This window comes from Hydrogenophaga sp. (assembly GCF_026125785.1).
In the GTDB taxonomy this organism is placed as follows: domain Bacteria; phylum Pseudomonadota; class Gammaproteobacteria; order Burkholderiales; family Burkholderiaceae_C; genus Hydrogenophaga.
The window spans coordinates 365,654-383,278 of record NZ_JAHCKL010000001.1 but is presented as its reverse complement, the minus strand read 5'-3'; the positions used below and the strand labels follow the sequence as shown (position 1 = coordinate 383,278).

Below are 17,625 nucleotides of genomic sequence, written 5' to 3'. Positions count from 1 at the left end.
CTCTCGCGACTTAAAGAGGCAATGGCGTTCCTAAAAGGTTCGGTATTCGGAGCCATGGACGACTCAAGGTAAAAGCCCCGTTCGACCATTCTCCATTAATGTGCAAGATAGCTTTGGAACGGCTGAAAGGCGAAGATACTTCTATCAACTTGATTAACTCGGGTCTTGCCGCAGAAAGCCATAGTCAAGTCGAGTTCTTTTTGGATAAGCTCCAGGGCTTTAGTAACGCCGGCTTCGCCCATCGCACCCAATCCGTAGAGGTACGAACGTCCAATATAAGTGCCACGAGCCCCTAAGGCTAGGGCTTTGAGAACATCCTGGCCACTGCGAATACCGCCATCCAGATGCACTTCTATCTCGGATCCGACCTCGCTCACAATTGCCGGAAGCGCAGCAATACTGCTTAGTGCACCATCCAACTGGCGTCCCCCATGATTGGAGACGATCAAGGCATCTGCTCCCGATTCAACCGCTAGCCGGGCGTCTTCGGCATCCTGAATTCCTTTGAGAATCAGCTTCCCACCCCAGCGCTTCTTGATCCATGTCACGTCAGCCCAACTCAACGACGGATCGAATTGCTGTGCAGTCCATTCGGATAAGGAGCGCATATTCTCCACCCCTTTGACATGGCCGACAATATTTCCGAACTGCCGACGCCTAGTGCCTGCCATGCCAAAACACCAACGTGGCTTCTTCAGCATATCGATCAGATTTGGAACAGTGAGCCGCGGCGGCGCAGTAAGGCCGTTTTTCAGATCCTTGTGCCGTTGTCCCTGAATTTGCAGATCCAACGTAAGTACCAACGCTGAACAGCGCGCAGCCTTCGCACGTTCGATCAATCGCTCGATGAAATCGCGGTCGCGCATGACATAGACTTGGAACCAGAAACCCTCGCCTGCATGTTTAGCCACATCCTCAATCGAGCAGATGCTCACGGTCGATAATGTGAAGGGAACGCCAAAGCTTCTGGCAGCACGGGCCGCCAATATCTCACCATCTGCATGCAACATTCCGGCCAAACCTGTGGGCGCTAAAGCGACCGGCATGCTTACAGCCTGGCCGATCATGTCTGAAGCTGTGCTACGCGCTTCCAGATTGACCGCCACCCGCTGTCGCAATGGCAGCGATTGAAAGTCCTTTTCGTTTGCTCGGTATGTGCTTTCCGACCATGAGCCGACATCCACATAGTCATAGAATATTCGGGGCACGCGCTGCCTCGCTAGAACCCGAAGATCCTCAATGTTGGTGATTACATTCATACATAAATTTCTCTAATTGGTGTAGTGAGAATTGCTATTTTTCTGTGCGCAATCAATCCGCCCTATTTGGCAAAGTTTCCCCAACCACCCCCACGTTAAATTAACTACCGATCAATTCACAGGGTATCTCGCCTGCTGTCCCGCAAGCACCAACGCGATCTCGCTGGCAGATTTCATCCGAAGCTCTTTCATAGATTCCTCAGAGTAAAATGCCGCATGTGATGTCAAAATCAACCTAGGAGTTTGCGCAATCTCCGCGATATTTTCCGGGGGCTCTTGCTCCAGCACATCCAAGCCAGCGCCAGCAATCTTGCCTTTTCGCAGCGCGTCACAAAGCGCAGTTGTATCCACCAGCCCTCCCCGAGAGGTGTTTACCAGAACCGCCTCAGGCTTCATAAGGGAAATGCTTTTTGCATTGATCAGGTGCCTGGTTTTCTCGTTCAGCGGCACATGCAGGCTCAGAACATCCGATTGAGCGATCAGCTCCTCCAGCTCGCAGCGCTTTGCAGAATACTCCTCAAGCGTGGATTGCTGAACAAAGGGATCGTAGACCATCACTTGGAGTCCGAAGGCCTCGGCACGGCGAGCGACATATCTGGATATATTTCCAAATCCCACCAGACCAAGCTTGCGACCTGTTATACGTAGCAGCGTGCCGGCGCGCTTAAGGTCCCAATATCCTTCCCTGCTTGCTGTGGCTGAGGCATCGATACCGCGCAAGAGCGAAAGCATGAGCGCCAACGTATGGTCAGCCACTTCATTGAAACAATAATCTGGCACGTTCGTGACTTTGATCCCTTTTTCAGTGGCGAGCTTGACGGGGACGGTATCAACACCAATTCCCGTTCTCGCAATGATTTTGCACCTCTGCATTGCATGCACCATATCCTCTGTGATTTGCGTATAGCAAGTCAGCAAGGCATCAGCGTCTTTTACTAGCTCTTTGAGTTTCTCCGCATCCCCCTTGGGAGCTGAAATAACGTTTGCGACAGGCTCCAGTATTGAATACTCGATGGTCTGCTCTTGCGCTGCTGAGTCCGCTATAACTACTATTGGCTTCACGTTTGCCCCTAGATAAAAAAAGGGAAAACTGCCGCTATCTGGCAGCAGTGGATATGAGATCTATTTCTTTGCTTGGCTCAAAGGCCGAGATAACCTTTGATCTCCTTCGCTGGATGCGCTTTGAGAGCATCTTCTTTGGGCTCGGTGCCCCATCCCGGGGCATCCGGCACGGCGATAGAACCATTGCGGATCTGCGGCGCTACGGTGAACAGTTCTTCATCCCATGCGAGTCGGTCCACATCGTGTTCCATGACGCGCAGGTTGGGAGTCGCCGCTGCGAAATGCACGTTCATCATCGTGGCCAGGTGACTGTAGAAGTTATGCGGTGCGACGTTCACGTCGAAGGCGTCCGCGGCGTTGGCGATCTTCATCGACTGCCAGACGCCGTTCCACACCGCGTCGATGATGGCGATATCGACTGCTTGGGCCTGGAAATATGGCAGGTACTGCCGCAGACCAAATAGCGTCTCCAGCGCAGCGATTGGGGAATTGCTCTGCTGGCGGATGTAGGCGAGCGCAGCCGGGTTGTAGCTGTCAAGTTCGATCCAGAAGAAGGGAAAGTCCTTCTCCAGGGCACGGATCAACTTCAGGAATCCGTCCGTGCGGCCGTTGAAATTGAGGTCCACCAGCACTTCGACGTCGGGACCGGCCCCATCGCGTAGCGCTTCCAGATGCGCGCGGAAGCTCTTCAACAGCTTGGTGTCACAGGTGAGTCCAGGCTGATGAGGTGCGCCGAAGCCTGGCATCCATTGCCGCGGCTTCCCATCGCCATGGATGAACAAATTGGTCTTGACTGCAGAAAATCCGGCCGCGCGAGCCTCCTCCCCTGCCGCCTTCACCCCTTCAAGGCTGTCGATAGCGGGCGAGTACAGGTGAGGATGATTGATTCTCCAGCTTGCGCAATGAGACCAATAAATAGGGACGTCATCACGCTGCTTGCCACCGAGAAGTTCATGACATGGAATCCCGAGCGATCTGGCCTTGAGATCCAGCAAAGCATTCTCGAAGGCACCCAATGCGGCAGTACTCATCCCATAGGGTGTGGGACGCAATGGCGACATGAGCGTAGTGAACACACTTTCGTGCTCACGCGCCGGCAAGCCGATCAATCGAGGCGCCAACCGCTCGATAACCGCCGACAAGCCCGGAGGTCCGAAGGCCTCGTCAAACTCACTCCAGCCCACAGTGCCATCATCGGCAGTAATTTTGAGAAAGTTGTAGTTCCGCCAGCCGGCATCGCAACTCAATGTCTCAGCACGCTCGATTTTCATACCTCTCTCCTAACCAATCATTGGTTGTTAAACACGGATAACAGAAATGCAGCATATTTGTGCGGTGCAAAGGCCATCGATATTCGTTTCCATACCGGTTCCGGCCTACCCCACGTCAGAGTGGCCGCTACCATAATTTCTTGATAGCGGCGCGTCTTGCATCAGCTCACTTGCCCCGGATGCGATTCAGTTCGTCCTGCACAAACTTCATGGTGGGCTCGCCAATGACTTTGGCTTGCGCGTCCCACACCGGCTTGACGCGCTCGCGCATGCGGTCGAGTTCTGCTGAAGAAACTTCGTTGACCTGGAGGCCCGATTTCTTCATCGCTTCGAGGCTTTTCGTTTCCAGATCACGCACCGCTGTCAATGCGACCTGCCGGCCAGCTTCAGCACAGTCACGTACTGCTTGCTGCTCGTCCTTGCTCAGGCCATCGAACAGCTTCTTCGAATAGAGGACCGCAATCGGACTGTAGGAGTGGCGGGTCAGCGAGAGGTATTTCTGAACCTCGTAGAACTTCATGTTCTCGATCGCCATGATTGGATTCTCTTGGCCGTCAACCGCCTTGGTTTCCAGTGCCGAATAGACCTCCGCAAAGGTAAGAGGAACGGGATTGGCACCGAATGTGTTGAAGGTATCGATGTAGACCTTGTTCTGCATCACGCGGAATTTCAGGCCCTGCATATCTTCCCATTTATTGATGGGACGCTTCGAATTGGTGGCATGGCGAAAACCATATTCCCAATAGGTCAGGAACTCCAAGCCGATGCCGCGGTACTTCTCGCGGAAATAGTCGTTGACCTTTCCGCTGAAGAACGCATCGATTTCCTGGTTGTTGTTGAACAGGAAAGGCAGGTCGAAAACGGCCAGCTCAGGAATGGAGCCCACCAAGGGAGACGGGGCGAGCATGGCGACATCGAGCGTACCCGAACGAACCTGTTGCGAGGCAGCCAGTTCGGCGCCAAGAGAAGCGTCGAAATAGTTGCGCTGCTTGAATTTTCCACCCGACTTTTCCGCCAGGCATTGCGACATCTTGATCATCGCCATGCCATTGGGGTGCTCCTTGCTCACGCCAGAGGACATGCGAATGGTGCGTTCCTGAAACTGCGCATGCGCGGCGCTGCTGAAACCCACGGAAATGCTCAGGGCGGCGGTAATGGCGGCAGCACCCAGGATGCTGTGTTGACGGTGTTTCATAAATGTCTCCTTTGAAGGTTGGTCGATTTCAGGTTGGGAATCCACTGCTAGGTGAGCCACTTGAGCGGCACCAGCACGAGAGCGGGGAAGAGCACAAGCAAGAGAAGAACGATCAATTCCGCGAACAGGAACGGCCACAGTCCTCTCATCAGCTCATTCATCTTCAGCTTGGCTGTTCCACAGATAACGTTCAACACGATGCCCACCGGTGGGGTGATAAGACCGATGGCGTTATTCATGACGAATAGCACGCCAAAGTAAACTGGATCAATGCCGGCCTCTTTCACTATCGGCATCAGCACGGGGGTCAGAATCAGAAGGGTCGGAGTGAAGTCGAGCGCGGTGCCGACCACGACCACCAGGCCCATCATGATGAACATCAGCAAAGTTGGGCTGTCGACAAAAGGCGCCAGCATCGCGCTGACCTGGTCCGGTATTTCAGAAGCGGTAATGAGCCAGCCGGAGACGAGCGCGGTAGCGATCAGGAATACCACGACCGCAGTGGTCTTTGCAGCACTGACGAGGAGCGGGTAAATCTGCTTCCAACGCAGCTCGCCATATATGAACTTGCCGACAACAAAGGCGTAGACGGCTGCGGCGACTGCGGCTTCAGTGGGCGTGAATATCCCGAACTTCATGCCACCGACGATGCCAATCGGCATGACGAGTGCAAGCAGGCTGTCGAAAAGCACCTTGAAGCGCTGTTTGATGGGCATGCGCGGCAAGACAGCTACATTGTCCTTGCGAGCCACGACAAGCCAGGCGATGAGTAACGCCGCCCCCATCAACAAGCCTGGCACGATGGCAGCCATGAATAGTTTGCCGATCGAGACGTTCGCGATGACGCCAAACATGATCATCCCAATCGACGGGGGCAACACCGGAGCAATAACTCCGCCGGCCGAGATCAGCCCCGCCGCGCGTGGAATGTCGTAGCCTGCCTTACGCATCATCGGTATCAGCATCGCGGCAAGGGCTGCTGCGTCTGCAGCTGCTGAGCCGGAGATCGCGGCCAAGATCACCGCAGCGACGATGGCCACGATACCGAGACCGCCGCGGATATGGCCGACCCAGGCAAGCGCGAAATTGACAATGCGCTTAGAGATACCGCCAGCGTTCATCAACTCACCAGCGAGCATGAAGAACGGAATGGCAAGCAACGGGTAGCTGTCAGCGCCTTCGATGATCTTCTGCGAAAGGATCGTGGTGTCGAACTGGCCGCCCAGCAGCATCAGGCAGACGCCGCAAACGATCAGCGCGAACGCGATAGGCATGCCCAGCGCCATGGCGCCCAGCAGCGAGAAAACGAAAACGGCAGCGGTCATGCTTGGCTCCGGGGGGCTTCGGTCTCAGTGTGCGGAACCTCTTCGCTCTCGCTCACCGCAATCAGTTCGTTGTCGGCAATCTGGCCACTCACGATTCGCCATAGCTTGTTGAGCGATACCACGCCAATGCCGACGCTCGTGACGTAGCCAAGCCCATAGACCCAAATCATCGGGAGTCCTGATACGGGTGCGTGGCTGGTGGCGTTGATTTCATGCTGTCGCCACGTGCCCCAGAAGAACAAGGCACAACAGGCAAGGATCAGCACTTCGCTCAGGAAGGCGCAGACGAGTTTTCCATTGCGAGGGAGGGCCGATACCAGCGAGTCGACGCCAAGGTGCGCCCCTTCGTGGCTGGCAACCACGGCGCCCAAGAACGTCAGGTAGATGAAGGCGAAGCGCGACAGCTCCTCCGACAAGATCAAACCGGAATCGAAAGCGTAGCGAAGCACGACGTTGCCGAACACCATGCCAACCATGGCGACCAGCAGGACAGCAAGCGCTGCGTCGATGACGTATGCGATGCGGTTCGCGATCTGTCTGTAACTCATAGGCCTCTCGCAGTGGTAGAACCGGTGCCTTATGACATCCCGGCAAGGTGACAATTAATTGTTAACACTTAACTTTGACGAAGTTTGCGTGTAGCATGAATACGCGTCAACCAGGGTTATCCCTGGCTCTGTACAGTCGATCAATGATTGATTGTTGACTATCCGTGTAACTCAGGGCCTTACCATGTCCAAAGTTGTTTCCATCGACAAGCGCAGCTTCGACTTGCAGGCCGCAGATTGGATTCGCCAAGCGGTGATGTCTGGCGAACTGGCACCTGGTGCGCGCGTGACTGAACTCGCGCTTACGCAGCAGATTGGGCTGTCGCGTTCGACGGTCCGTACGGCCATGCAAAGGCTACGACGATCGAACAGCTCGCTGTATCGTGCTTGCAGGCATCGGCAAGGCCTTCTGCGCCGGGCATGATCTGCGGGAAATGCGTGGAAAGCCGCGCCTCGACTACTACCAAAAGCTGTTCGCCCAATGTAGTCGTGTGATGCAGGGACTTCAGGCACTTCCGGTTCCCGTCATAGCGCGTGTGCACGGTGTGGCGACTGCAGCTGGATGCCAAATGGTGGCAAGCTGCGATCTCGCAATTGCCGCGGAATCGGCACGCTTTGCAGTATCGGGCATCAACGTGGGATTGTTCTGCTCTACGCCAGCAGTGGCGCTGTCGCGCAATGTCTCACCCAAACGCACCTTCGATATGCTGGTGACGGCCAGCTTCATCGACGCGAGCACGGCCGCAACCTGGGGGTTGATCAACGAGGCCGTGCCGGATGCAGAACTAGATGCGGCAGTCGATCGCAAGACAGCAGAAATTTGCTCCAAGAGCCCCGCAGCAGTCCGTTACGGCAAGGCTATGTTCTACAAGCAAAGGGCCATGGGCCTGAACGATGCCTATGCCTACGCCAGCGAGGTTATGGCACGAAACATGATGGAAGCCGATGCAGGCGAAGGCATTGATGCTTTTCTCGAAAAGCGTCAGCCCCATTGGACCTGCTGAGACTCGATCTGCCAAGATACCGAAGAGCATTTGCGGCCCTTTGCCCCCATCTTTTTCTTTTCCAGGGAGTGAGATTTGTCTACTACAGAGCCATCTGTTCGCGCGAGGCGCAGTTTCATCTTCGCACCGGGCAACCGCCCGGACATGTTTCCTAAGGCGCTCGCATGCGGCACCGACATCGTCTGCGTGGACTTGGAAGACGCGATCGCGCCGAAGGACAAGGCGCATGCGCGTGAGCAAGCCTTCACGCATCTGGTGACGGTGCAGGGGCCGGCGCGCGTAGAGCGAATCATCCGGCTCAACTGTTTGCGCACGATCGAGGGCATGATGGACGTGCAGGCGCTACTGCAGGCGCCAATGGACATTCCCGCCGTTATGCTGCCCAAGGTAAAGGGCCCCGAGGAGGTGCGCAATCTAAGCGTCCTGCTGGACGAGTACAAACTGACGACCCGCCTGCACGTCATTATCGAAACCAACGAAGCTCTTGAAGCAGCCTGCGAGATCGGACGCTCCAGTGACCGCATCGAGGCACTGTTCTTCGGTGGTGTGGACATGGCAGCAGACCTGCGCTGCAAGTCCACATGGATGGCATTGCAGTACGCACGCTCGCGCATCGTGCACGCGGCGGCTATGTCCGGCCTGGATGCTATCGACGTGCCCTATCTCGACTTAGAGAACCGTGAAGGCATGCTTCGCGAGGCGGCGCTCTCAGCCGAGTTAGGCTTCACCGGCAAGGGAGCCATTCATCCCAAGCAGATCCCCGATATCAATGCTGCCTTCACTCCCGACGACGAAACCGTGGAGCATGCGAGGCAGGTAATCGAAGCTTTCTCTCAGTGCGATGGCGGGTTGCTGGTGTACAAGGGCAAGCTGATCGAAAAGCCCGTGCTGCGCAGCTTCGCACGTATGCTTGCAGTGTACGAAGTTGCTCAAGGCAACTAGCCCCAAATGGCCAACGCCTGTTCCAGCCCCACCTGTCTCTCGCAGGTCACGCAGGCACTGCCGCCATCCTGCGGCCCCAGGCGTCTGCCGCCACTCATCGCCTTGTCCTATCTGGAAGCGGCAGAGAGAACACAGAGTTTCGCGGCTGCCGCAAAAGAACTGCATGTGACGCCGGCAGCCATCAGTCACCAGATCAAGGCATTGGAGGAACACCTTGGCGTCGAGCTGTTCGTGCGCCACCATCGCAAAGTGAGACTGACACCCGCGGCCAAGGAGGCACTGCCCGTTTTGCAGGATGGTTTTGCCGCCCTTGCGCAAGCAGTGGAGCAGATCCGCGCGCATGGCGAGGCACGCTGGATTGTCACCGTCTGCGCCGAGCCGCTGTTTGCGACCAAATGGCTCGTGCCACGTCTGTCACCGACCGGCATATTGGATCCACTCCATGATCGGCATATAGGCGCCACCCGCTGACCGGCGTAATGGAGCCAGGGCGTGATCGCCGTATTGGAGCCAGTCTCGGATCGGCGTAATGAGGCCACTGGCCTAGCAGCAGGCGTTGAACGACACCCCGAATTGACCGCCGCCATCTCTACCCTTTGGGCCTTTGCCCGGAGGCTCAGCGATGGCGCGCAGGAGATTCGAGATGCATCACTACCGACAGGCCTTGCTGCGAATGCGCCAGGGCGAGTCCGACCGGGAGATCGCGGCGGCCCGTCTCATGGGTCGGCGCAAGGCGGCGCAATGGCGTGAACTGGCCACCGCTCGCGGCTGGCTCAATGTCCAGCAGCCGTTGCCCGACGACGAGGACATCGCCACCGCCCTGGGTGAACCCCGGCGCGCCAGCACCACCATCTCCACCCTGGAGCCGCACCGGGCCCTGCTCAGCGCCTGGGTCGAGCAAGGCGTCTCGGGCGCTGCCATCCACGCCGCCCTGAAGCGCCAACACGCCTGGGCCGGCAGCTACTCCGCCGTGCGGCGACTGTTGGCCGACATCCGCGCCCACTTGCCGCCCGAGACGACCTGCCGGCTGGACTTCGAGCCTGGCGAGGCCGCGCAGGTGGACTTCGGTGCCGGCCCGACGCTCATCCACCCGGACGGCCTGCCCCGGCGCACTTGGGCCTTCGTGATGACGCTATGCCATTCGCGCCATCAGTATGTCGAGTTCGTCTGGGACCAGACTGTGGCCACCTGGCTGGGCTGCCATCGCCGCGCCTTCGAGTGGTTCGCCGGTGTACCGGTGCGCGTCATCATCGACAACGCCAAGTGCGCTATCACCCGGGCCTGCGCCCAGGATCCGACCGTGCAGCGCGCCTATGCCGAATGCGCCGAGGGCTACGGCTTCAAGATCGACGCCTGTCCGCCGCACGATCCGCAGAAGAAGGGCATCGTCGAGGCCGGCGTCAAATACCTCAAGGGCAACTTCCTGCCGCTGCGCGAGTTCCGCGACCTGGCCGACCTCAACGCACAGGCCCAGGCCTGGGTCATGCAAGAGGCTGGCGTGCGCTGCCATGGCACGACCCGGCGCAGCCCGCTGGAACTCTTCGCCCTGGAACAGCCTCTGCTTCAAGGCCTGCCAGCCGTCGCGCCCGACCTGGGCTCCTGGCACCGGGTGAGCGTGCACCGGGATTGCCATGTGCAGTTCGAGCGGGTGTGGGCGTCGAACAGCATTTCGTGGCCCTGGCTGGGGTAGGCCACCAGCCAGAAGGCGCGGCTGGCGCACAGCTTCATGTGCGAAACCTGCAGACGGTAGTAGATGCCGCCCACCACCAAACCCTCTTCGCTCCAGTCGAACTGGAAGGCTTCGCCAAGATCGAACTTCAGCGGCACGAAGCCGCGCAGGGCCGGGCTCTGCCCAGCCTTGAGTCTCCAAGCCCGGATGAAGTCGCTTACCAGCGTGTGGCCGCCCGCGTACCAGGGCGCCCAGGTGCCAGGGGTGCGCATTTTGCGCTCGGGGGCAGAAAAGGGGCATCACCAAGACCCTCAGGGCGATGATCAAGCGGCGCAGTGCGGTGGAGCCCACCATCGGGCACATGAAGATGGATGGCCGATTGGCGCGCAACCCGCTCAAGGGCGCCCTGGGCGACGCCATCCATGCCGTGATGTGCGGCGCAGGCCACAACCTGCGCCTGATCCTGGCCGCGCTGCGGCTTTTTTGCGCTCGACTGGGGGTGACGATTCAGGAAGTCATCGGGCTATTGGCCGACCAGCTGCGCTTTGCAGTGGCGGGATTTGCGTGAAAACTGAATTGTTCAGGGCGGACTAAATAGCCTGAGGCGGGGTATGCCGATAACGCGGCAACTCTGCCGCCCGGGCCGGCCGGAATGGATTGTTCTCCGCGAGCACTCTCTCGAACTCGTCATCCTCGACCCATGGAGCCTTGAAGCACGGAATTAACAAAGAGACGCGAGGGTATTTAATGCCTCAGCTCTCCTTAACCATGTAATAACGTTCACCGTTGACGTTCCTGCAAGTGATTTTGCTATCGGCGATGAGTTGGAGCAATGTGTCCTGCGTTTCTTTGTATCCCCAACCAGTAGCGCGAGTAAGATTATCGAGTGTTTCCGACCCCAGTGCAATGAGCTTGAATAAACACTCCGTCTTTTCGGATTGATGCGATATATTCATGACAACCTCCATTGGGTAAAACTGGCGACGCTCCACGCATGGGGTTATTAATTAAAATGAATATCAGGCTTCGGCCGCTTCTGTTTCCCGTGCACGTGATGGCGTGAACGTGATGGACTCAATCCGCGACAGCTGCAGAGCCACATCCTCGGCCACCACCTTGATCACCTGCACCTCATTGCCATCGTCGTCCGTGGCCATGAAATCCTGCTCCTCGCCAAGCACCAGGACACGCGACCCCTTGCGCAGGTGCTTGGCGCAGGCCTCGGCCTTGGCACCATAGATTTCCACCTCGCGCCAGAACCCGCCGACCTGCTCCACAGCACCCCCCTGGTTCTGCCGATAACGTCCAAACATGACACGCATGGACGCCACGGTGAAATCACCGTTCCTGCCAGTGACGTGCTTGAGCTTCGGCGAATCGCCGAGGTTGCAGGCGTTCCAGCCTTCACCCTACCCGGCTGCGCCTGGACGGGAACGCCTGCCAGCATTCCGGGTAGCGGCGCTTGCTGAACTCCATGGGGTGCCGATGGTTGCGCCGTTGGCTCTGGGTCTGCCTGGGGCGTGAATGGTTCCGACGTGTTGGTAGTCTCCGACTCAAACGACGGCCGTTGTGGAGGCGGGGCCATAGCGACAGGACGTTGTCCAACGGCGCGAAGATCGTCGCGCGACAGCTTGGGATCGGCCTCCATGGCGGAGAGAGCAGCCTCCAGCTGCGGGCGTCCGGCAAGGCCCAATTCCTGCACCGCAGCCAGCTGCAGGTCGGCCAGCAGCGCCGCATCGTCGAGTTCCACCGACAGACGCTCGGCTGCTTCCAGGTCTTCATTGCTCTTGGTGCGCAGGCGCAGGGCATCACCATAGGTCTGCATGACTGCCTGGAGCTGTTCGCGCAAGGCCGATCCCTGGCCCAGCTTGGCACCGAGTTCGAGCAGGGCCGCCACCTTGGGCCGCGTGACTTCGTTGACCGCCCGGGCCTGTAGCCAGGGCCCGACCGGGGCCATCTGCTCGGTGGCGAACGCAAAGTTCTGGATCGTTCTGACGCCGTAATTGAGCCCGCGTGCCCGCAGTTCACGGTTCAGCTCGCCGGCGGTGAGCGGTTTGTGCTGCTCGGTTTCGAGTTCGACACGGAACTGATGCACGCCGCGGGCTTTTTCCCAAAAGGTGATGTCTGCACGCAGCTCGTTTTCTACAAGGTGGGCAGTGATCACCTGGGCATCTCCGGGCCACTCCTTGACGATGACGCGCAGCTGTGCAAAGCGTTGATCACCTTCGGAAAACAGTTCTTTGGCAATTTGCAGGCGCGTGTTTCCTCCGCCGTAGGGCGTGTACTTGTCATCCACGCTGCGGCGCGTGACGGTGAGGATGTTGGTGATGCCGTCGGCCTTGATGCTGGCCTTGAGCTCGTCATATCGCGGGTTGATCCCCTGCCGAGGGTTATGGCCATAGGCCACGATTTCCGAGACAGGAAGGATGGAAAACGACAGCTCGGCGTCGCTGCGAGGATCTAGGTTGGCGGTCGCGCTGGCGCGCGGGCCGCTCAGGGGAGGCAGGGACTTGCGCGCCTGCTCCATGATTTTCTGTTCCTGCTTGCTAGGTTTGGTCACTGCCATGGGGTTCTGGTCTGGGTGCGCATGTGCGTGGGCCGATTCGTGATCGGCCTCCTGCACAGGTGGAAGGTGGAGGTTCAAGCGCTGCGCCCGCTGTACAGCGGTCAGCGTTTCAGGGGTTCTTGAGGGGGCCATGGCTCATGCTCCCCTCACTCATGGCCTGCACCAGCGCCAGCCGGCTCGCCATCGGCATCTGTTTCAGGAGCTGGCTTGACTTTCGGTGCCAACAAAGAAGGATCAATCTGTCCCCGGTGATTGGGCGCAAACGTGCCCTCCAGGTGAGGCAGTAGCTCCCACAGCAGTGCATGCATGGTGTCGCCCGCCTTGATGGGATCGATCCAATGCACAGGCACCTGGGAGGTTGCTGCCTTCTTGTAGGCCACGGCTGCCGACACCACGGTGTTGAGCACCGTCACACGGCCGCGCAGTGTCATGAACTGGTCGCGAATGAGACCAGCCATAGATCGGCTATCAACGGTTTTTTCCGCGCGATTAATAACCGCACGCATAGCCGGGACTGTAAATCCCATATTGGCCGATGATTCGTGACGATCTAGTAAAGTGAGTGTGCCGTCTACAAATTCGCGGGCACTGATAATGTCGGGTGAGGCCGGAGTGATCAGCAGATCGGACGCATTAACTGCTGCATCCTGAAGGTGCCCCACAGCACCTTGCGTGTCGATAATCGCGACGTCGTAGCTATCTGCGAGCGAGGTATTTTTTATCGCCATGCGGATGCGCACAAGGCGATCAAGGCGGTTGCTCAACCAGTCTTGCAGGCGACCGTCGCGGGTGTCCGAGCGCACCAGATGCAGGAATCCACCCTGCTTGTTGAGCAGGTCATGATCCCCAGGAAATGACTCGGGAAGCAACTCGATCTGACTGATACACTCTTGCGTCAGCGAGCCATCAATGACCATCTTGGTCAGGCCATGCGCGGCTTCCTGCGAGACGACGAAGTAGCGTGATAGCGATGGCTGTACATCGGCGTCAATGAGCAAGACGCGGTAACCAATGTCGGCCAAGAGGCCACCGAGATTGGCTGCTACTGTGGTCTTGCCAACCCCGCCCTTGGTGGCAACAACACCGAATGTAAACATTTAGACCTCACTATAAAAGTGGTAAAAACCACATTCCAGTGAGTATCAAAACAGCTATGTGCAATAATGGCTCTTATGCTAATCTCATGATTATCTTTTGGATTATCTGAGAATATACATCGTGGAATCTCAAACCACCACCGAGGAAGCGGCCTTGCAGCCCTGAATCCCGCATGGAACAAGCCCGCCGCTTCAGAGCCATGTATGCCCGCCTGGGCTTTTCTGTGGCCGACGCTGCGCAGTTTCTGCAGGTCAGTCAGCGCACCGTGCACACCTGGCTGTCTGGCCGTGCGCGCATCCCGTTCGCGGCTTACAAGCTGCTGCGCATCCAGCTGCACTACGAGTTGCCGGGTGACGCTTGGCGCGGCTGGCACCTGAGCGCTGGCCGGCTGTACACCCCCGAGGGCCATGAGCTGCGGCCGCAGGACTTCACCTGGTGGGGCCTGCTGGTTCGTCGGTCCGCGCTGTTCTCGGTCCTCTACAACCGGCATGAGGGAGCGTTGGCGCGGCCCGAACGGGCGCGAGGGATGCGCAGCGTGTCCGCGCCCGGCCAGGACGCGTCACGCGCCGCAGGCGCGGAGCGGCGTGCCGGGGGGCTTGTCTCATCTAAAACAACGTCGCCGAACTTTTGCAGCCCAAACGCCCGCAAAGCCAATGGCGGCGCGGGTTCCGGGCGATATCACCCCCTTCGTGATATCACCGCCGACGCCACACCAAATGATCACAAAGTGATATCACCATGCGAGCCTACCCTTTACGCCTACAGGATGACCTTGCCGACGCTGCCCGCGCCCACGCGGACAGCCTCGGAATCAGCTTCAATGCCCTGGTCGCGGTGGCCCTCGATGCCTACCTGCACGGGGAACCTGGACCGGTCAAGCCCAAGCCATCAAAAACAAAGTCCCGGTCCTCGAAGCCCGCCAGCAAGGCCGAGCCGGTTGGTGGAGCCCCTCCCGGTCGATGGCACAAAGACCCAGGCAACTGGCGCAACTTCCATGAGCCCGACATGTGGCCATGGGTCGATCCAAGGTGGAAGCCGCCAGCTGGCGTTGCCGTCCCCTACTCCGACCCGACCGTCGATCCTGAGGACGTCACGCCCGAGCAAATCAAGGCCTTCGAAGATGCCTATTGGGCCACGCATAGGCGCCCTGTCGAGTCGTTCATCGATGACGCCGACGTGCCCCACTGAGAGCGCGCAGCGCGACCCATCTACGACAAAACGCCGGAGGGTGGTGTGATGGCCCGTGGTTACCGCAAGCCGGACCCGCGCCCACCCCGCTTCCTGGTGGCTGGCATCCCTTCGCCCTGGTCGAACACCACCGAGTCTCAGCGGGTCGAGGAGCGCGCCATGCGTGCGCCTGAGGCCGATGCAGCCAAGGCCCGTTACTACCGCCTTCGGCGCGCTCGCATCGGGGGTGCCAGTGCCGATTGAATTCCACGCCGCCATGGGCACGCTGATGCTCCTGGCGCTCTGCATTGGGAGGGTTGCGCGCGAAGCCCTCCTGTAGGCGTCCACAAAACGAAACGCCCGGGTGCACGAACACCTGGGCGTCTCTGACCAAACCGAACTGAAAAGGAGTTACGAAAATGGCTAAGTCCAAGTCTACATCTGCCCGCCGTGGTGAGCCCGAATTTGAGCGCGGCTACCTGCTGAACATGGGCCATGTGAAACCCGCCACCGGGGCCCCTGAGCTGGAACAGATTCGCGGCATCGTCGAGTGCTGCGACTACCTGTTGCCGATCGCTCAGCACACCGCCAAGCCCGGTAACGCCCCTGAGATGGTGGCTACCTGGTTGATTGCCTTGCGCGCAACTGCGAGAGAGGCCATTGCCAAAGGGGGTATGGGGGGTACCCCCATGTCAACGCAACGGGACGAACAGGCCCACTCCGGCGTGGGTGGTGTGGCGGGTCCCTCCGGTGCGAATTCCGTTGGCGTGGCCCCTGCGGGCAGTGATGTGCCAATTCCTCAATCTGCGGACGTAACTAAGGTACAGCCAATTAAGCCATTCGCGGCTTGAAAAGCGGTATTAATTGCGCATCGATTGAAGGAATTTCGATATCATGAGCCAATTCAATTGCCCGCGGTATACATCGTGGAATATCAAAGTGAGCCAAAAAAGCCAGACCCACAGCGCGGATCTGGCTTCTGGCAAGCGCTTTCGCCGATCAGTCCTCGACGAAGGCTTCCTCGCGCTTCTTCTTGATCGACGGCAGCAGCACGATGATCAGCAGCACCAAGGCGGCAGCCAGCAGCGAGGCCGAGATCGGACGGGTGACGAACACCGACCAGTCGCCGCGGGAAATCAGCATGGCGCGCCGCAGATACTCTTCCATCATCGGGCCCAGGATCAGGCCGAGCAGCAAGGGCGCGGGTTCGCAGCCGAGCTTGATGAAGATGTAGCCGATGAGGCCGAACAGCGCCACCATCCAGATGTCGAAGCTGTTGTTGTTGGTGGAGTACACACCGATCGCACAGAACAGCACGATGGCCGGGAACAGCCAGCGGTACGGCACGGTCAGCAGCTTCACCCAGACGCCGATCAGCGGCAGGTTCAGCACCACCAGCATCAGGTTGCCGATCCACATCGAGGCGATCAGGCCCCAGAACAGTTCCGGGTTGGAGGTCATGACCTGCGGGCCCGGCTGGATGTTGTGGATGGTCATGGCGCCGACCATCAGGGCCATCACGGCATTGGGCGGGATGCCCAGGGTCAGCAGCGGGATGAACGAGGTCTGCGAACCCGCGTTGTTGGCGGCTTCGGGCGCGGCCACGCCACGGATGTTGCCCTGGCCGAACGGCACTTCGCCCGGACGCAGCTTGGTCTTCTTCTCGATGGTGTAGGCCGCGAAGGACGACAGCAGAGCGCCACCGCCCGGCAGGATGCCCAGCACCGAGCCGAGGGCTGTGCCGCGAACCACCGCGGGAGCCATGCGCTTGAGGTCTTCGCCCGTAGGCATCAGGCCCTTGACCTTGCCGGTGAAGACTTCGCGCGAGCTTTCGTCCTGGGACAGGTTGCTGATGATTTCACCGTAGCCGAAGATACCCATGGCGATCACCACGAAGCCGATGCCGTCGGTGAGTTCGGGCACGTCGAAGCTGAAGCGGGCCACGCCGGAGTTCACGTCGGTGCCGATCAGGCCGATGAGCAGACCCAGGACGATCATGGACAAGGCCTTGACCAGGGAGCCGGACGCCAGCACGACGGCGCCGATCAGACCCAGGATCATGAGCGCGAAATACTCAGCGGGGCCGAAGCTCAGAGCGACTTCGGTCAGCGGTGGCGCAAATGCCGCCAGCACCAGGGTGCCCACGCAGCCTGCGAAGAACGAGCCCAGAGCAGCGGCCGACAAGGCGGGGCCCGCCCTGCCCTTGCGCGCCATCTGGTAGCCGTCGATCACGGTCACCACGGAGGAGGACTCGCCGGGCAGGTTGACCAGAATGGCGGTGGTGGAGCCGCCGTACTGGGCGCCGTAGTAGATGCCGGCCAGCATGATGAGAGCGGCCACGGGCGGCAGGCCGTAGGTGGCCGGCAGCAGCATGGCGATGGTGGCCAGCGGACCGATGCCCGGCAGAACGCCGATCAGCGTGCCCAGCAGGCAGCCGATGAAGGCGTAGATCAGGTTCTGGAAGGTGAAGGCGACGCCGAAGCCCAGCGCCAGATGGTCAAAGAGTTCCATGGTGGGGT

At 59.1% G+C, this 17,625-nt stretch carries 17 protein-coding genes and 5 pseudogenes; 12 read left to right on the top strand and 10 right to left on the bottom strand.

All coding sequences use genetic code 11. From position 1 onward, the window contains the following. Nucleotides 1–95: 95 nt before the first annotated feature. The 6 genes from KIT53_RS01775 to KIT53_RS01750 all read right to left on the bottom strand — a co-directional run bounded on the left by KIT53_RS01775 (nt 96) and on the right by KIT53_RS01750 (nt 6,660). Nucleotides 96–1,259, bottom strand: a complete 1,164-nt coding sequence (locus KIT53_RS01775) for an alpha-hydroxy acid oxidase (RefSeq protein WP_297746638.1) — start codon at nt 1,257–1,259, stop codon at nt 96–98. A 111-nt stretch (nt 1,260–1,370) separates the two neighbouring features. After that, nucleotides 1,371–2,321 carry a C-terminal binding protein gene (locus tag KIT53_RS01770; RefSeq protein ID WP_297746635.1) on the bottom strand — a complete coding sequence of 317 codons (951 nt, stop codon included), beginning with the start codon at nt 2,319–2,321 and terminating at the stop codon, nt 1,371–1,373. 77 nt (nt 2,322–2,398) lie between these two features. After that, nucleotides 2,399–3,592 carry a mandelate racemase/muconate lactonizing enzyme family protein gene (locus KIT53_RS01765; protein WP_297746632.1) on the bottom strand — a complete coding sequence of 398 codons (1,194 nt, stop codon included), beginning with the start codon at nt 3,590–3,592 and terminating at the stop codon, nt 2,399–2,401. Nucleotides 3,593–3,758: 166 nt separating this feature from the next. After that, on the bottom strand, nt 3,759–4,787 hold the full coding sequence (locus KIT53_RS01760) for a DctP family TRAP transporter solute-binding subunit (protein WP_297746629.1): 1,029 nt from the start codon (nt 4,785–4,787) through the stop codon (nt 3,759–3,761). Between the two features lie 47 nt (nt 4,788–4,834). Beyond that, nucleotides 4,835–6,112, bottom strand: coding sequence for a TRAP transporter large permease subunit (locus KIT53_RS01755; protein ID WP_297746626.1), 1,278 nt, complete (start codon nt 6,110–6,112; stop codon nt 4,835–4,837). Further along, nucleotides 6,109–6,660, bottom strand: coding sequence for a TRAP transporter small permease (locus tag KIT53_RS01750; protein ID WP_297746622.1), 552 nt, complete (start codon nt 6,658–6,660; stop codon nt 6,109–6,111). Before KIT53_RS01750 ends, KIT53_RS01755 begins: the two co-directional genes overlap by 4 nt. 184 nt (nt 6,661–6,844) lie before the next feature. Here KIT53_RS01750 and KIT53_RS01745 point away from each other — a divergent pair, with 184 nt between their 5' ends. The 5 genes and pseudogenes from KIT53_RS01745 to istA all read left to right on the top strand — a co-directional run. Further along, a complete protein-coding gene (locus KIT53_RS01745; protein WP_297746619.1) occupies nt 6,845–7,084 on the top strand; it encodes a GntR family transcriptional regulator in 240 nt (79 codons plus the stop codon). After that, nucleotides 7,032–7,664 (top strand): annotated as a pseudogene (locus KIT53_RS01740) (enoyl-CoA hydratase); the annotation flags it as partial. The gene KIT53_RS01745 and the pseudogene KIT53_RS01740, both read left to right, overlap by 53 nt. 75 nt (nt 7,665–7,739) lie before the next feature. Next, entirely contained in the window at nt 7,740–8,606 is an 867-nt protein-coding gene (locus KIT53_RS01735) for a CoA ester lyase (protein WP_297746616.1), read from the top strand. 102 nt (nt 8,607–8,708) lie between these two features. Beyond that, nucleotides 8,709–9,077, top strand: a complete 369-nt coding sequence (locus tag KIT53_RS01730) for a LysR family transcriptional regulator (RefSeq protein WP_297746612.1) — start codon at nt 8,709–8,711, stop codon at nt 9,075–9,077. A 172-nt stretch (nt 9,078–9,249) separates the two neighbouring features. After that, a pseudogene (gene istA, locus KIT53_RS01725) lies at nt 9,250–10,248 on the top strand (IS21 family transposase); the annotation flags it as partial. On the opposite strand, the pseudogene KIT53_RS01720 reads toward istA, so the two are convergent. Beyond that, nucleotides 10,248–10,517, bottom strand: a pseudogene (locus KIT53_RS01720) (IS21 family transposase); the annotation flags it as partial. The pseudogenes istA and KIT53_RS01720 sit on opposite strands and share 1 nt — an antisense overlap. Here KIT53_RS01720 and KIT53_RS01715 point away from each other — a divergent pair. Beyond that, nucleotides 10,516–10,843, top strand: a pseudogene (locus KIT53_RS01715) (IS5/IS1182 family transposase); the annotation flags it as partial. The pseudogenes KIT53_RS01720 and KIT53_RS01715 overlap by 2 nt on opposite strands. A gap of 451 nt (nt 10,844–11,294) precedes the next feature. Here the strand turns inward: KIT53_RS01715 and KIT53_RS01710 are convergent. Continuing rightward, nucleotides 11,295–11,606: a single-stranded DNA-binding protein gene (locus tag KIT53_RS01710; RefSeq protein ID WP_297746609.1), complete on the bottom strand. Its 312-nt coding sequence runs from the start codon at nt 11,604–11,606 to the stop codon at nt 11,295–11,297. A 266-nt stretch (nt 11,607–11,872) separates the two neighbouring features. On the opposite strand from KIT53_RS01710, the gene KIT53_RS01705 reads away from it, so the two are divergent. Together KIT53_RS01705 and KIT53_RS01700 are read left to right on the top strand one after the other, a co-directional pair. Further along, nucleotides 11,873–12,211 carry a hypothetical protein gene (locus tag KIT53_RS01705; protein ID WP_297746606.1) on the top strand — a complete coding sequence of 113 codons (339 nt, stop codon included), beginning with the start codon at nt 11,873–11,875 and terminating at the stop codon, nt 12,209–12,211. Nucleotides 12,212–12,331: 120 nt separating this feature from the next. Next, nucleotides 12,332–12,739 (top strand): hypothetical protein, encoded by a 408-nt coding sequence (locus KIT53_RS01700; protein ID WP_297746603.1) that lies wholly within the window; start codon nt 12,332–12,334, stop codon nt 12,737–12,739. Between the two features lie 248 nt (nt 12,740–12,987). Here KIT53_RS01700 and KIT53_RS01695 read toward each other — a convergent pair whose 3' ends face one another. Next, nucleotides 12,988–13,938: a ParA family protein gene (locus KIT53_RS01695; RefSeq protein WP_297746600.1), complete on the bottom strand. Its 951-nt coding sequence runs from the start codon at nt 13,936–13,938 to the stop codon at nt 12,988–12,990. 173 nt (nt 13,939–14,111) lie between these two features. Here KIT53_RS01695 and KIT53_RS20245 point away from each other — a divergent pair. The 4 genes and pseudogenes from KIT53_RS20245 to KIT53_RS01680 form a co-directional block, all read left to right on the top strand. After that, nucleotides 14,112–14,447: pseudogene (locus tag KIT53_RS20245) on the top strand (VC1465 family Xer recombination activation factor); the annotation flags it as partial. A gap of 230 nt (nt 14,448–14,677) precedes the next feature. Next, nucleotides 14,678–15,127: a hypothetical protein gene (locus KIT53_RS01690; RefSeq protein ID WP_297746596.1), complete on the top strand. Its 450-nt coding sequence runs from the start codon at nt 14,678–14,680 to the stop codon at nt 15,125–15,127. Nucleotides 15,128–15,175: 48 nt separating this feature from the next. Continuing rightward, the gene (locus KIT53_RS01685) at nt 15,176–15,370 is read left to right on the top strand and encodes a hypothetical protein (RefSeq protein ID WP_297746593.1); all 195 of its coding nucleotides are present in this window, start codon (nt 15,176–15,178) and stop codon (nt 15,368–15,370) included. Between the two features lie 155 nt (nt 15,371–15,525). Further along, a complete protein-coding gene (locus KIT53_RS01680; protein WP_297746590.1) occupies nt 15,526–15,957 on the top strand; it encodes a hypothetical protein in 432 nt (143 codons plus the stop codon). A 148-nt stretch (nt 15,958–16,105) separates the two neighbouring features. Here KIT53_RS01680 and KIT53_RS01675 read toward each other — a convergent pair whose 3' ends face one another. Further along, the gene (locus KIT53_RS01675) at nt 16,106–17,617 is read right to left on the bottom strand and encodes a tripartite tricarboxylate transporter permease (RefSeq protein ID WP_297746587.1); all 1,512 of its coding nucleotides are present in this window, start codon (nt 17,615–17,617) and stop codon (nt 16,106–16,108) included. Nucleotides 17,618–17,625 lie beyond the last annotated feature (8 nt).